11 protein-coding genes are annotated in these 15,538 nt (G+C 60.6%); 2 read left to right on the top strand and 9 right to left on the bottom strand.

What is annotated here, in order from left to right:
* Positions 1 to 11 precede the first annotated feature (11 nt).
* A complete protein-coding gene (gene thrB / locus FHE74_RS01355; protein WP_139464632.1) occupies positions 12 to 947 on the top strand; it encodes a homoserine kinase in 936 nt (311 codons plus the stop codon).
* On the opposite strand, the gene FHE74_RS01360 is transcribed toward thrB, so the two are convergent.
* The 9 genes from FHE74_RS01360 to FHE74_RS01400 form a co-directional block, all read right to left on the bottom strand.
* Positions 944 to 1,666 carry a helix-turn-helix transcriptional regulator gene (locus FHE74_RS01360; protein WP_139464633.1) on the bottom strand — a complete coding sequence of 241 codons (723 nt, stop codon included), beginning with the start codon at positions 1,664 to 1,666 and terminating at the stop codon, positions 944 to 946. The genes thrB and FHE74_RS01360 overlap by 4 nt on opposite strands.
* A complete protein-coding gene (locus FHE74_RS01365) occupies positions 1,663 to 3,555 on the bottom strand; it encodes an ATP-binding cassette domain-containing protein (RefSeq protein ID WP_139464634.1) in 1,893 nt (630 codons plus the stop codon). Before FHE74_RS01365 ends, FHE74_RS01360 begins: the two co-directional genes overlap by 4 nt.
* Complete coding sequence (gene modA, locus FHE74_RS01370; RefSeq protein ID WP_139464635.1) at positions 3,552 to 4,337, bottom strand: molybdate ABC transporter substrate-binding protein; 786 nt, start codon at positions 4,335 to 4,337, stop codon at positions 3,552 to 3,554. The genes FHE74_RS01365 and modA overlap by 4 nt, the downstream gene beginning before the upstream one ends.
* A 33-nt stretch (positions 4,338 to 4,370) precedes the next feature.
* Positions 4,371 to 5,153 carry a respiratory nitrate reductase subunit gamma gene (narI, locus tag FHE74_RS01375; RefSeq protein WP_139464636.1) on the bottom strand — a complete coding sequence of 261 codons (783 nt, stop codon included), beginning with the start codon at positions 5,151 to 5,153 and terminating at the stop codon, positions 4,371 to 4,373.
* A gap of 43 nt (positions 5,154 to 5,196) precedes the next feature.
* On the bottom strand, positions 5,197 to 5,886 hold the full coding sequence (gene narJ, locus FHE74_RS01380; RefSeq protein ID WP_246049129.1) for a nitrate reductase molybdenum cofactor assembly chaperone: 690 nt from the start codon (positions 5,884 to 5,886) through the stop codon (positions 5,197 to 5,199).
* Positions 5,883 to 7,499: a nitrate reductase subunit beta gene (gene narH, locus FHE74_RS01385; protein WP_139464637.1), complete on the bottom strand. Its 1,617-nt coding sequence runs from the start codon at positions 7,497 to 7,499 to the stop codon at positions 5,883 to 5,885. Before narH ends, narJ begins: the two co-directional genes overlap by 4 nt.
* Positions 7,499 to 11,224 (bottom strand): nitrate reductase subunit alpha, encoded by a 3,726-nt coding sequence (locus FHE74_RS01390; RefSeq protein WP_139464638.1) that lies wholly within the window; start codon positions 11,222 to 11,224, stop codon positions 7,499 to 7,501. The genes narH and FHE74_RS01390 overlap by 1 nt, the downstream gene beginning before the upstream one ends.
* Positions 11,225 to 11,275: 51 nt before the next feature.
* Positions 11,276 to 12,610, bottom strand: a complete 1,335-nt coding sequence (locus tag FHE74_RS01395; protein ID WP_139464639.1) for a nitrate/nitrite transporter — start codon at positions 12,608 to 12,610, stop codon at positions 11,276 to 11,278.
* Positions 12,611 to 12,930: 320 nt separating this feature from the next.
* On the bottom strand, positions 12,931 to 14,265 hold the full coding sequence (locus tag FHE74_RS01400) for a nitrate/nitrite transporter (RefSeq protein WP_139464640.1): 1,335 nt from the start codon (positions 14,263 to 14,265) through the stop codon (positions 12,931 to 12,933).
* Between the two features lie 227 nt (positions 14,266 to 14,492).
* Here FHE74_RS01400 and FHE74_RS01405 point away from each other — a divergent pair, with 227 nt between their 5' ends.
* Positions 14,493 to 15,527 (top strand): multicopper oxidase domain-containing protein, encoded by a 1,035-nt coding sequence (locus tag FHE74_RS01405; protein WP_246049130.1) that lies wholly within the window; start codon positions 14,493 to 14,495, stop codon positions 15,525 to 15,527.
* The last annotated feature ends 11 nt before the right edge of the window (positions 15,528 to 15,538 follow it).

The following is a 15,538-nucleotide window of genomic DNA, read 5'->3' on the forward strand; positions in this document are numbered from 1 at the left end:
GGTGGGAACCCATGAGCACTGAACTTGTCGTTGGCACCGCGGTGACTGTCACCGTTCCAGCCTCGTCGGCGAACCTCGGCCCGGGTTTTGACACCCTTGGCTTGGCCCTGGGCATGTACGACACCGTCGAGGTAGAAGTCACATCCTCCGGCCTAGGAATCGAGATTTTCGGGGAGGGAGCGGACGACCTTCCCCGCGACGGATCGCACCTGGTTGTGCGTGCAATCCACTCTGGTTTGCAGGCCGCCGGGGTGACCGCGCCCGGCTTGAAAGTCACCTGCACCAATACGATTCCGCAGTCCCGTGGACTCGGATCCTCAGCAGCAGCCTCTGCTGCGGGAGTGGTGGCCGCCAATGCCCTGGCCGGTTCGCCGCTGTCGACAGAGACTGTTGTCCAGCTAGCTAGCGCATTCGAGGGGCATCCCGACAACGCGGCAGCCAGCGTCCTAGGCGGCGGTGTCGTCTCCTGGACGGACATTCCGGTGGACGGGCGAAGCAAGCCCACTTACCGGGCTGTGGGGATTGATGTTCATCCGAGCATCCGTGCCACGGCGCTGGTTCCGGATTTCCATGCGTCGACAAACGCGGTGCGTAAGGTTTTGCCGGAGCAAGTGACGCATCTCGACGCGCGTTTTAACGTTTCTCGTGTGGCCGTCATGACGGTTGCTCTCCAGCATCATCCCGAGCTGCTGGCAGAGGGCACACGAGATCGTCTGCACCAGCCCTACCGTGCTGATGTGCTGCCCGTGACAGCCGAGTGGGTCAACCGACTGCGCAATCGCGGCTATGCGGCCTACCTATCGGGCGCCGGGCCAACCATCATGGTGCTGTCGACGGAACCCATCGAGAAGCGCATTCTTGACCAGGCTCGAGAGGACGGGCTCGCGGTGCACGAACTGGACATCGCCGGGCCGGTATCCGTGGAGGCCACCACCAGCGGGCATTAGATCTCGTCTGCAGGGCGCCGGGCATCGACCCGGCAGGTGCCGTCGCCAGAATAGGGTGTGATCTTCAGTTCGAGTGCTGAGCGAGTCGATTCGTTGAGGAATCCTTCGTGCATAGAACACACGAATGGCGACGGCTTCGTGCCGTCTCGCCCTACGAACGGGCAGGCGTGCAAGCAGATCGTGGAGGTGGACTCGTCTGGCTCACCGTCTGGCAGGTCTGCAGCTGTGGGTGCCGAGGGGTCAAAACCCATATCACGCAGGAGCCCATAGAGCTCCTTCAGCGACTGCGCACTGCTGCTCCTCCCCGTGGCAGCCATCTCGGCGGCCCACGCCGTGCCTAGGCGACGCGCCGCATCGTGGGCGTGCGGATCATCGCTTGCACCGAACAGGGTGTTGGAAAGGATATTGATCAACGCTGAGTATTCCGAGGCCAAAGCTCGGTTATCAGGCACGCGCGTGAAGAACACGAGGGAGGGTCGCCCGCGCCCTCCGGTGGACTCAGGTGCTGAACTCACCGCTCCCTTGGCAATGAGCTCGTCCAGGTGACCGCGCACCGTATTGGCGTGCATACCGAGCTTTTCTGCCAAGTCAGACACCCGCGCACCCTGCGGGAAGCTCTGAATGGCTTCCAGGGTTAGTTGTTGCTTGGGGCTTAGGCCCAGCGATTCTTCGAAGAGCTCACTGGCCGGCCGGGGAGGCTGTGGGGAGCGGGATGTCATGGCGTTACTCTTTCGGCGGAATTTCGGGAAGAAAAGATCGATACGCTGCTCGGGTTAATGTCTAGTGAAACTGAACTACCTGGGCCACAATGCTCGGCCAGATCGCTGAGTGAAGTCTCCGCGATGAGGCGTTGCTTACCGACGGCCACATGCACGTATCCGCGATGAGCGGAAATAGCCTCCGTTGCAACGACGCGACCATCGGCTTCGGGGCCGGTAGCAGGGCGAACACGAATGCTGGAGGCCGGAACCGTAAGGGCGACCTCGTCTCCAGGGGTCCACGCATCAGGGCAGTGCACACCCCGGATCTGGAGAGCCTCTACAAGAATATCCGCCGCGGTCTGATCAACAGCCTCGACGCGTCCTATAAGACGCGAACTACCCATCAGGCGGGCGAAGAACTCCGTTGACGGCTGCTCAATCGCACAGGTTGTTGTCTGTTGCGAAACCACTCGTCCGTGGCTGACTACAGCGACGTCAGATGCCAGGGTGGCCACGTCCAGTGGGTCGTGAGTAACCAGCGCAACTGCGCGATCACGTGCCACCTCGGTGATGACTGCGCGCCAGTCAGAGGTGGCTTTGACATCGAGTGCGGCAAGGGGCTCGTCGAGAAGCAAGACCGCCTTACGCGCGGAAAGCGCACGGACCAGTGCTACTTGCGCAGCCTGACCTCCCGAGAGCGCACTGATCTTAATGTTGGTGAGTTCCTGAAGTCCGGCGGCCTGAATCAGGTGGCGGGCGCGTTCCTTATCGCGGCACACCATTGTGATAGCGCGAAGCACCGTGCTCGAGCGTGGCAGGCTGGGGTGCTGTGTAACGAGAGCGCTGTTGCGTTGGTGCGCTGCCTTAAGTGTGACGGCGCGATTGTCTTCGTGTACCTCGACACCGCGCACAAGACCTGCAGCTGTGGCCAATAGCGTTGACTTTCCGGAGCCATTCGGGCCCACCACCGCGCATAATCTGCCGGAGGACAGGATGATGCCTCCGAAACTCAGGTCGCAAACATGCGGGGGTTGAGTAAGTTGTCGCAGTAGCTGAGCATCAGGACGGTTGGTCGGGAACACCTGGGCAGCGACCTGCCTGCGCAAGAGCCCAGGCAGACTTCCGAGCATCAGGACAAAAGCGGCGACCAGCACCAAAATGGCCGCGAGGATGTAGGCAGCCCCTTGGTCGATCTCGCGCTCGAGATAGATCGCCACTGACATTGTCCGGGTGACCCCGGGCAGAGAGCCAGCAAAGGTCATCGTGGTGCCGAATTCTCCGAGGCTGCGGGCCAGCGCCAAGGCAGCGCCCGTAACAATGGCCGGGAAAATTTCGGGGAGAACAATGTGGGTGATCACTCGAGCGGGACTCATACCGAGGCTGGCGGCACTCGAAGTGACACCACGGTCAAGCTGACGCAGGGCGGTATCGACAGTGACAACCACGAAAGGCAGCGCCACAAACGTGTGGGCGATGACCACGGCCTGGAAAGTGAAGGACAAATTCAGTCCAACAGCGTCCAGAATGGGAGACAGTGCTCCGTTATTGCCAAAGGCAGCGGCCAACGCCAGGCCTGCTACAACCGGGGGCATGGCCAGCGGGAGTAGCACGAAGAGTCTCGCCAGGACCCGACCACGCTGAATGGTGTGTAGCCACAGCGCAAGGGGAACCCCTAACACGGTTGCTAGGAGAGCCGCCTGCACTGCGGCAGATAGCGTGAGTAGCAGCACGTTGAGGGTGTCGTGCTGGAGAAACAACGCCATAAACCGCGACCATTGCACCCGGCCCGTCAGCGCACAAAGGGGCACAAGGATGAACGCCAGAGCAATGAATCCCAGAACCGCGATAGGCCACCACGTCTGCTGGGCGTTGGGGCGGGGAGTGATTCCAGTCGTGCTATCGCTCACAATTGCGCCACCCCGGCGTCGAGCGGAAGGAATCCGGCAGAGGCCAAGTCCGCAGCAAAGGCAGGAGACTGAAGAATGTTCATGAGGGCCTGCGCATCGTTTCCACCCGCCGCCTGCTTTGTGGGGGCGGCCCACAGGGTGGTGGGGAAGCGCTCGGACTGGTCGATCTCTATGACGCGCACTGAATCTCCCGCGGCGACAGCGTCCGTGCGATAGACCCAGCCTGCGTCGGCTTGCCCGTTGACGACCTTGCCCAACACGTCACCGACCGCCGCTTCAAGTGAGACGGGAGAGAGTTTTAGGCCATTAACCTGTGCCAGGGATGAGCTTGCCGCTCCGCAGGGAACGCGGTCGTCACAGAGCACCAGACGGGTCTGCTCAGTAAGGTCACGAATGCTAGTAATTCCCGCAGGATTATCCGCGGGGACGACCATGACCAGCGTGTTTCTAGCGATGGCTTGAGGTGCAACCACGAGGCCCTGGTCGAGGGCCTTCTTCATGGTTGCCCCGTCAGCGGTAATCAGAGCGGTAGCTTGTGCGCCTTCTGACAGCTGCGAGATGAGCCCGGAGGAGCCGTTGGTGTTAATGCGTAGCTCGACTCCGGCATCAGAAGCCAGCGATGTCAGCTCCTCGTTGACCACGCGTGTCGACGACGCTGCGAACAACGTGGCTGATGGTGACTGATCCCCGGTGATCGGGGGAGCACAGGAGGCAGCAAGCAAGCCGCTAGCCGCGCTGAGGCCGGCTAGGTGCCTCCTCAGACGTCGCGACTCGTTGCCCATCTTCGCCTCCTGAGCATGTAGTTGAAAAGAGGTTTAGGCTCCTCGCGACGGCGCCTCACGGTCTTGCAGCTGCTGGGTGCGGGAACGGATCGGTTCCCAGCCGGCCGGCGCATGTCCGGCCGGGTTGTGCGAGTCGCGAGAGCGGTACACCACGTAGGGCCGGCTCACATAACCCACTGGTGCAGAGAACGCATGCACCAGACGGGTAAAGGGCCATACTGCCATAAGGGTGAAACCAGAGATGACGTGGAGCTTGAACTGCCACGGCACATCGGCCATCAGCTGGGGCTCTGCGTTAAGAATGAGGAGCTGGCGAATCCACGGGGAAATCGTCTCGCGGTAGTCATAACCGTGCGGACCACCGAATACCTGGGTGGCTACGGTGGCTACGAACCCGGTGAGGATAGCGAAGCCCAGGAATACGAACATCCACTTATCAGAAGCCGACGTGCTCAGGTATACCGAGCGGTTGATGATGCGTCGATACAGCAGGCCAAGCAAGCCAAGGATGACGGCTACGCCGGCGATCGTGCCGGGGATGGTGGCGATGAGGTGGTAGACCTCATCCGAAATGCCGACTCCGCGCGTCCAGGACTTAGGAATAGCTAGACCCATCAGGTGGCCGATGATGACAAACAGCATTCCGTAGTGGAACAACGGAGAGGACAAGCGCAGCAGCTTGGACTCGTAGATCTGGGATGAGTGGGTGGTCCACCCGAACTGGTCAGTGCGCCAACGCCAGATCATGCCGACGACAAACGCAGCGATAGCCAACCACGGGAAGGCGACCCACAGGAAGGTCTCCAGGTTGCTCATGGTGTTTCACTTTTCCTTAAAAACGTTGAGGAGGGATAGCGGTCTAGGCGTGATCCGGTTGGGCGGACGGGAATGGCAGCTGGGTAATGCCCACCATTTCCGCCGGGGGACCGGACGTAATCAAGTCGATGTAGCGAGCAGCCGTTTCCTCATCGATCTCGGGGAGGAACTGACACACTGCGGTAATGAGGTGACTATATGGCGAGGACAGGTTATCGAGCGCCGCGCGCAGCACTTCGATTCCGTCGCGGTGGGCTGCGAGCATCTCGACGGCGCGTTCATGCCGTTCGCCCTCGGAGTTACCCAAGGCTTCGAGCAACACGCACAAGTGATCTGGCAGCTCATCGGAGATTTCCTGGAGCCCGAGCTCCTGGAGCTGGTGGCGAAACGTCAGGATGGCCGCTCCGCGCTGCCGCGTATCTCCTACCGAGTAGTAGCTAAGAAACAGCGAGCACCGGCGGCGCTGATCAAACGTCTCCACGTAATGCGACTGCACATCCCGATTGCTCCAAGCAGCCGTTGAGGCAACAAAAGCTTCGATGTTTTCCCGAATAGCTGCAGGCACGTCCGTTGCTGCTTCGGAGACGCTTTGCAACCGTGCAGAGAAATCCTCGCCCGGATAGGCCAGCAAGACAGCCACCGCCATTGCACCGATCCGCCGCTGCTCCTCGGTCACCTCGACTGAGGGGACAAAGGTGGCGGGGACGGTGCCAGCATGTGTGCGCTTACTCACTGCTTGTCACCAGTGCGCGGCGGGAACATCGAGTCCGGGCGGTCACCCGACCAGCTCAGCAGAGACACGGGTGCCGCCGGCTCGCTGGCCGCGGTACTTCCGCATCCTTCGCTGGAGCAAGCAGACGGGGCTCCCATGCCCAGGTCGGGGAAGCTTTCCTTAGCGGGATCGACATTGCCGAACGGATCCAAGGACGTGATTCCGCGCGGAGTTTCCGGGGAAGCCGTGGGGATGACGTAGCGATCGTCATACTTGGCGATGGCCAAGAGCCGGTACATCTTCTCCACTTCTTCACCGGTCATCCCCACAGCCTGGGCGATCTCCTCCTGAGTGGGATTGCCAAGGTTGACGTCGCGCATGTACGAACGCATGGCCACTAGGCGTCGCAAAGCCTTTTCCACCGGACGAGTATCGCCTGCCGTGAAGAGCCCGGCGAGGTACTCGAGCGGAATGCGCATGTTGCTCAAAGCAGAGAAGAGCACCTTGTGGTCTTCGCCATCGGCACCCGAGGCGGTGACTTCGTCCACCACCGGCGACAGCGGCGGGATGTACCAGACCATCGGCAGGGTGCGGTACTCCGGGTGAAGTGGCAAAGCCACGCCGTAGGTGAAGATCAGGTCGTAGATCGGAGACTGCTGAGCAGCCTCGACCCACGAGTAAGGCACGCCCGAGCGCAGGGCGTCGCGCTGGACCTGGGGATCATGCGGATCCAGGAAGAGAGACTTCTGCGCCTCGAGCAGATCCTGGGGATCCTCGGTGGCAGCTGCCTCGGCGACGCGGTCGGCGTCGTAAAGCAACACGCCGAGGTAACGCAGACGTCCCACACACGTCTCCGAGCACACAGTCGGCTGGCCGACCTCTAGACGTGGGTAGCACAGCGTGCACTTCTCGGCCTTGCCGGACTTGTGATTGAAGTACACCTTCTTGTAGGGGCACCCCGACACGCACATGCGCCACCCGCGGCAACGGTCCTGGTCAACCAGCACGATGCCGTCCTCGGTGCGCTTGTACATAGCGCCCGAGGGGCACGACGAGACACAGGTGGGGTTCAGACAGTGCTCGCAGATGCGGGGCAGATAGAACATGAAGGAATCTTCGATCTGCTTGGCCACCGAGAGATTGGCCTGGCGAAGCACCGGATCCTCGTCCATCGTGGAGGTCGAACCACCCAGGTTGTCATCCCAGTTGGACGACCACGAGACCGTGTCCACCGGGCGCCCAGTGATCTGCGAGATCGGACGTGCGGTGGGCTGCGTGTTCTGACCCTTGGGGGCGGACAGCAACTTGTCGTACTCGTACGTCCAAGGCTCGTAGTAGTCGTCGATGGTGGGCAGCTTGGGGTTGTGGAAGATGCTCAACAGCTTCTTCGCGCGGCCACCAGAACGCGGCTTGAGCTTGCCGCTGGCAGTGCGAGTCCAGCCGCCCTCCCACTTGTCCTGGTCCTCCCAACCTCGGGGGTAGCCAACGCCGGGACGCGTCTCGACGTTGTTAAACCAGATGTACTCCGTGCCCTGGCGGTTGGTCCATGCCTGCTTGCACGTCACCGAACAGGTGTGGCAGCCGATGCACTTATCCAGGTTCATCACCATGGCAATCTGCGCCATAATTCGCATTAGAACTGCACCTCCTGGGAGCGGCGACGGATACGGGTGACCTCGTCGCGGTTGTTGCCGGTGGGACCGATGTAGTTGAAGCCGTAGGTCAGGTGGCCATAGCCACCCGCCACGTGAATGGGTTTGATCATGATTCGGGTCAAGGAGTTGTGCGTTCCACCACGACGGCCAGTGCGCTCGTTGAGCGGCGTGCCCACAGTGCGCTCCTGAGCGTGGTTCATGATCACGGTTCCCTCCGGGATGCGGTGGGAGACGATCGCACGAGCAGAGACCACGCCGTTGCGGTTGTAGGCCTCAATCCATTCGTTGTCCTTGACGCCAATCTTCTCAGCATCCTTGTCAGACATCCAGATGACCTGGCCACCACGAGAGATCGACAACACGTGCAGGTTGTCGAAGTACTGCGAGTGGATTGACCACTTGTTGTGCGTGGTCAAGTAGCGCACTGTCACTTCTGGGTCCTCGCCATCGGTGAGTAAGTGACCGGGTCCGATCTCTCCATTGAGGTGGAGCTTGTCCAGCGGAGGACGGAAGATCGGCAGCTGCTCGCCGTAGTCCATGTACCAGTCGTGGTCGAGGTAGTAGTGCATACGACCAGACAGGGTGTGGAAGGGCTTATCCCACTCGATATTGATGGAGAAGGCCGTGTAGCGCCGACCATTGCGCTTGTCACCGGTCCACTCCGGTGAGGTGATGACCTCGGTGGGGCGTTCCTTCACAGCGTCCCAACGAGTATGGGTTTGCTCGTTGCCGCTCACCAGCGGAGTCATGTCCGTACCGACGCGCTTGCCCTGGTTCTTGAAGCCTTCCAGGGCCACCTCACCGTTGGACACGCCCGACAGGTGCAGGATCATCTCGATGACCTTGACGTCCGTGCTTAGATCCGGGCGCGGACCAGCAAAGGAAGTCGGGGTGACTCCATTAATGCGGGCGAGCTCATCGACCTGCTTGGACATGTTGTAGGACGTGCCGTGAACACCCGTGCCCTTTTCGCCCGTGAGCGGGCCAAGATGGGTCCACTTTTCGTACACCTTGGTGTAGTCGCGCTCCACAGGAATGAGCTTGGCCATGGTCTTGCCCGGCACATAACCCTGAGAATCGACATCCGGGACCACACCGTTGGGCATGGACAGCTCATCCGGTGAATCGTGCGCCAGGGGAGCGGTGATCACATCGGTCTGGGTGCCCAGCCAGCGCACGGCCATCTGCGAGAAGGCATTGGCCAGGTCGCGGAACACCGCGAAATCGGTGCGGGCCTCCCATGGCGGGTTAATGGCCGCGTTGAACGAGTGAATGAACGGGTGCATATCTGTGGTGGACAGATCGTGCTTCTCATACCACGTCGCCGCAGGCAGCACGATGTCTGAGACCAACGTCGTGGACGTGTTGCGGAAGTCGGTCGTGAGCATGAGGTCGAGCTTGCCCTGCGGAGCCTCGTCCACCCAGTTGATGCTGCGGGGACGTTCCTCCGGGCTGAGTTCCTCGGCGGTGGCATCGGAGTCCACTCCGAGCATGTGGCGAAGGAAGAACTCGGTGCCCTTGGCCGACGAACCCATGAGGTTGGTGCGCCAGTTCAGAAGAATGCGCGGCCAGTTCTCCGGGGAATCCGGGTCCTCGGCGGCGAACTTCAGGGCACCACTTTCCAACTCGGAGGTGATGAAGTCCTTGACATCCACGCCTGCCTGCTGAGCCTGCTCAGCCAGGACCAGTGGGTTGCGGTTGAACTGGGGATACGAGGGCATCCAGCCACGACGCATGGACTCCACCAGGGTGTCGGAGAGCCGCTTGTCTCCCACCGAACCACGGTTAGCCAGCGGGGAGGCCAGGCGAGAAGCGCGGGAGTTGTCGTAGCGCCACTGGCTGGTGGTCAGGTAGTAGAAGCCGGTGGTGATCATCTGGCGCGCCGGGCGCTGCCAGTCCAAGGCGAACGCGTACTGCGACCAGCCATTCATGGGGCGCAACTTTTCCTGGCCCACGTAGTGGGCCCAGCCGCCACCGTTAACACCCTGGGTGCCACACATGGAGGTCAGAGCAAGGAAGGTTCGGTAGATCGTATCGGCGTGGAAGTAGTGGTTGACGCCGGCACCCATGATGATCTGCGAGCGGCCCTGGCTGTCCGCGGCATTCTGAGCGAACTCACGGGCAATGCGGATGGCCGCGTTGGCCGGGACGCTCGTGAGCCCCTCCTGCCACGCTGGGGTTCCCGGGCAAGAGGCGTCGAAGTAGTCTTCCGGCCACTCACCAGGCAGGCTGAGATCAGCACGATTCACGCCGTAGTGAGCGAGCATGATGTCGTACACCGTAGTGACCAGGTGGCCATTGACCTCGCGCACGGGGACACCGCGGTGAACCACGCCGGCACCGATTGGGCCGGTACCACGCTCGTCGGCCGGGTCGGCGTCGAGATCGAAGCGGGGGAAGAGCACTTCAGCAGCCTCGAACTGGCCGGTCTCTGCAATAGACAGAACCGGATCGACACCGTCGAGACGCAAGTTCCACTTGCCCTCGCCAGCGGCGCCATAACGGTCGGCTGCTGTACCGCCCGGGTCCTGAACCTGACCGTTCTTATCCATCACCAGCAGACGGTGGGTGGAATTTTCCGTCTGGGAGAGTGCAGTGCCCTCCAGCTGGGAAGCAGTGAGGAACTTGCCAGGCGTGTAGGTGCCGTCTTCGCGCTTATCCAGGCTCACCAGCATCGGCGAGTCGGTGTACTTGCGCATGTAGTTGAGGAAGTACGGCTCCCGGCTTCCTTCGTGGAACTCGTTGAGGATGACGTGGCCCATGGAGAAGGCCAGAGCGGCGTCGGTTCCAGGGTCGATGCGCAACCACTCGTCGGCATGCACAGTGTTGTCGGCGAAGTCGGGGGAGACCACGACGACCTTGGTGCCCTTGTAACGAGACTCCACCATGAAGTGGGCGTCCGGAGTACGCGTGACCGGGATGTTGGATCCCCACATCATCAGGTACGAGGAGTTGTACCAGTCACCCGACTCAGGAACATCGGTCTGGTCACCGAACGTCTGCGGGCTGGCCGGAGGAAGGTCGGCGTACCAGTCGTAGAAGGAAAGGGCCACACCACCGATCATTTGCAGGAAGCGCGTGCCAGCGCCGTAGGAGACCTGGCTCATCGCTGGGATAACCGTGAAACCAGCGATGCGGTCGGGGCCCCATTGACGGATGGTGTACACGTGGGCCGCTGCAGCCATCTCAATGGCTTCGGTGTAGTCGATTCGGACCAGTCCGCCCTTGCCACGCTGGGACACGTAAGCCTGGCGCTTTTCGGGGTCCTCCTGGATGGAGCGCCAAGCGAGGACCGGATCTCCGTATTCCTTCTTGGCAGCGCGGTACATATCCACCAAGACGCCACGTGCGTAGGGGTACCGGATGCGGGTTGGGGAGTAGGTATACCAGCTAAACGACGCACCGCGAGGGCAACCACGGGGCTCGTAATCCGGCATGTCAGATCCCGTGGTGGGGTAGTCCACGGCCTGCGACTCCCAGGTGATCACGCCGTCCTTGACGTAGACCTTCCAGGAACAGGAACCGGTGCAGTTCACACCATGGGTGGAGCGCACCATCTTGTCGAAGGACCAGCGGTTGCGGTAGAACACGTCCGCATCGCGCCCGCCTTCGAGGAAGATCTGCTGGCCGCCGGAACCGGCTTCGGCCTTGCGCACATAGGTGCCTAGTTTGAGTAGGGGGTTTAGGGTGCTCGAGGAGTTCACAGTGGTACTTCCTGCAGTCTCGTGTCGGTCAATTCTCGGAGTGAGCGAGGCTTAACCGGGGAACGGGGCGTTGGGGCGGGCGTAGAAGATCCAGACCAGTACGGCAGTGATGGCGAAGAAGACTACACAGCCGATAAAGAAGGTCACCGGGGCCATCTGCGAGAGCAGCATACCCATAATGAAGGGGCCGAAAGCTCCCATCGCACCGGTCCAGCCGATCACTCCACCGGCCTGACGCTTGGGCAGGATCATGGGCATCTGCTTGAAGCTGCCAGCATTCACCAGGCCGGAAAATACGCCCATGATCATCATGAGGATGAAGAAGGCCCAGAAGTCGTTCAGGCTGTCGGCCTTGAGAAAGTAGGCGGCTGCGCCGGTGAAGATGGTCATGCCGACCAGCCCGATGAAGGACCAGATCGCTCCACCGAACTTGTCGCACAGCGGGCCGGAAAGGGCACGAACTCCAGCGCCGATGAGCGGGAAGACGAAGGCGAAGGCTGCTCCCTTAGGAAGCTGGTCAGCGGGGAGCGTCTGGGCTAGGTCCGAGTTAGCGCCGAAGTTGTCGTTGATCAGGAGCGCGAGGGAGGCGGAGAAACCGGCAAAGGTGCCAAAGCCGGCGACGTAGACCACCGTCATCACCCAGGTGTTGACGTTGCCGAAGATGTCGATCTGCTGTTTGAAGTTGGCCTTAACCGGAACGTCCTTGAGGACCTTCCACGCGACGATTCCCATGATGATGGTCCACGGGATGAGCACGATGGCCGGGTTGTGGACGAAGATTTCCTGCCCGTTGGGGTTGCGCTGCGGGGCGACAAATCCGATACCGAGCAGGGTAAAGCCCATGAGCCAGGGGCTAACGAGCTGGATGAAGCTCATGCCCATGTTGGACAGGCCCGCCTGGAGGCCTAGCGCGGTTCCAGCCTGGGACTTGGGGAAGAAGTAGCCGGTCGAGGGCATGTAGCCGGAGAACACGCCACCGCCGATACCGGAGATAAAGGCGAGGACAAGCAACCACCAGTACGGCGTGCCGGGGTCCTGCACTGCGAAGAACCAGCCCAGCATGGGCAGGATGAAGAGGAAGGACGACAAGGTCACCAGCTTGCGGGTGCCAATGACCGGCGGCAGGAACATGAACACCAAGCGCAACAGGCCGGTGGAGAGGCCGGGAATTGCGGCCAACCAGTAGAGCTGACCCTTGCTGAGGTCAAAGCCGATCTGGTTGAGCATCGGCGCGATGGCCGAGACCAAGAACCACGTGCAGAATCCCAAAAATAGCGAAATGGTGGAGATCCACAGTGTGGTCCACGCGATCTTCTTGTCCCACTTTTCCGGGTTTTCGGGGTCCCAACCATGGAGTACGCGCTGGGAGGTGTCGAGGGCCGTCATGATGTGCCTTTCGCTGCCGTGACGGAGAAGTTGCCGGCAACTCCTGGAAAGTGCAGTGCAGAGGAGGGGCCGGAAACGTGATTTCTTTAGCCACATTAGGGGGTAAGAGCTGGGAAGTCCATTTTTAACACGGCGCTTTTCGGGTTAAATAAAACAACGAAAATGTTATGTAATTAGGCACCTGGTTGGCGGCCGGGGTGCGGTTGATCGATCGCGCTGATCGGGGCCTGGACAATGGGAGGATGACACAAAAATAAGCCCCTCCACTTGGAGGGGCTTAACTGTTGTTGCTGTCAGCGTGGACCGTTAGTTCTGGGGCGCTAGCCGGGGAACGGGGCGTTGGGCCGGGCGTAGTAGGCCCAAACTATCGCGGCGGTGAAGGCAAGCACGATGACGCAGCCGATGAAGAAGGTTGTTGGGGCTGTCAAGGCCAACAGCATGCCCACGATGAACGGGCCGAAGGATCCCATGGCGCCGGTCCAGCCGATCACTCCGCCAGCTTGACGCTTGGGCAGAATCATCGGGATCTGCTTGAAGCCGCCGGCATTTACTAGGCCGGAGAAGACACTAACGATCATGATGAGAGTGAGAAACGCCCAGAAATCGCTCAGATCTTCTGCCTTGAGGAAGAATGCTGCTGCGCCGGTGAATATCGCCATTCCTGTGAGGCCGACGAAGGACCAGATGGCGCCACCATACTTATCGCAGAGCGGGCCGATCAGTGCGCGCGATCCAGCGCCAATGAGAGGGAAGATGAACGCAAAGGCTGCTCCCTTGGGGAGCTGGTCTGCCGGAATCGTCTCTGCCAGGTGGGAATTTGCGCCAAAGTTGTCATTGATAAGCAGTGCCAAGGATGCGGAGAATCCGGAATAAATTCCGAAGCCAGCAACATATACCAGGGTCATAATCCAGGTGTTGATGTTGCCGAAGATGTCAATCTGCTCGGCGAAGTTTGCCTTAACTGGAACGTCCTTGAGAACCTCCCAGGCTACAAAGGCCATGACAAGAGTCCACGGAATAAGCACGACGGCCGGGTTGTGGACAAAGAGCTCATTTCCTTCGGGATTGCGCTGCGGGGCGACAAATCCGATACCGAGCAGGGTAAAGCCCATGAGCCAGGGGCTGACGAGCTGGATGAAGCTCATGCCCATGTTGGCCAAGCCGGCCTCCAGGGCAAGTGCAGTGCCTGCCTTCGACTTAGGGAAGAAGTAACCGGTCGAGGGCATGTATCCGGAGAACACGCCGCCACCAATGCCGCAGATAAATGCCAGGAAAAGCAGCCACCAGTACGGCGTGGTTGGGTCTTGCACTGCGAAGAACCAGCCCAGCATGGGGAGTACGAAGAGTATGGACGACAGAGTGACCAGCTTGCGGGTGCCGATGATCGGCGGCAGGAACATGTAAACCAAGCGAAGGAATCCGGTGGATAGACCAGGGATTGCGGTGAGCCAGTAGAGCTGGCTCTTGCTGAGATCAAAGCCGATCTGATTGAGCATCGGGGCGATCGCCGAGACGAGAAACCAGGTGCAGAATCCCAGGAACAGGGAAACAGTGGAGATCCACAGCGTGGTCCACGCGATCTTCTTATCCCACTTTTCGGGATCTTCTGGGTTCCATCCGTGCAAAACACGCTGTGAAGTATCGAGGGCCGTCATGAGTGCCTTTCATAACCGTGACGGAGAAAGTTCCGGCGACTCCTCAATACGCAACACAACGGAGGGCCGGAAACGTACTTTCATTGGAAACCTTAGAACTCCAGGGTGGAATTCGCCAAATTAAAAACGGAAGTTACCGTTTCTAATTAACGATCGAAAGTATAGGGTGAGGCCCACTCTGGTACGGCGCGTTTTACTTACGGCTCAACACGTATAAATTTGAGTGGGTGAGATCGCTGAAAGCTTCCGCCCTCGCCGCCGTCGTCGTGGCTATCGTCATCGCCCTCGCTGCCACCTTGGGGGTTATTAACGCGCGTCGACACGCTCCCACGGACCATGAGCACCTGCATACCCATGCGCACGCGCAGTCCGATCCCGGTGCTGCGTCAGTACCGAGCATGGCGGAACGCATGAAGCCCCGCCCGGGGTTCACGGCCAGAGACGCCAGCCTGCAGTTTCCCGAAGGGGAAGTGCATGACATCGAGTGGACAATCACACATGAGCAGCGCGAAGTCGCCCCTGGGCACACTCAGGAGGTCTGGCTTTTCGACGGTCAATTTCCCGCCCCAACACTGACAGGCCGCGTGGGTGATACCTTCCGCATCACGCTGCACAACCAAACCCCGATGGCACACAGCATTGATTTCCATGCCGGGGAGATCACGCCGGATGAGGCGATGGGGCAAATCCCAGCCGGCGAGAGCCACACTTACGAATTTGTCGCTCACCGGGCCGGTATCTGGATGTATCACTGCGGAACGCACCCGATGAGTTTGCATATTGCCAACGGAATGGCAGGAGCCATGGTCATTCATCCTCGGGAAGGGTTGCCACCGGTGGACGCGGAATACGTCCTGGTCGGACATCAGCTCTTCCTCGGCCCGAGCGATACCGGCGCACGCGAGGAGGATGTCAACGCGGGAACTCACCAGCTCACCGCGTTCAATGGCTACCCGAATCAGTACGATCTGGACCCCTGGCACGCCAAGACCGGGGACACCGTGCGTATCTGGGTGTTAAACCTTGGCCCGTCGTCAGATCTGTCGTTTCACGTGGTCGGCGAGATCTTTGACACGGTGTGGTCAGAGGGGCATTACGCGATTCGCGATGCGAAGGACACCGGGGCTCAAGTTCTGCCGCTGATGCCGGCGCAGGGCGGATTCGTGGAGCTGACCTTCAACGCTCCTGGTAAGTACGCGATGGTCAATCACGTCATGACGGATGCGGAGAAGGGACAACACGGGATCATCGCCGTGGACTAGGCCCCAGGCAG

The sequence above is a fragment of the Corynebacterium tapiri genome, from assembly GCF_006334925.1.
In the GTDB taxonomy this organism is placed as follows: Bacteria; Actinomycetota; Actinomycetes; order Mycobacteriales; family Mycobacteriaceae; genus Corynebacterium; species Corynebacterium tapiri.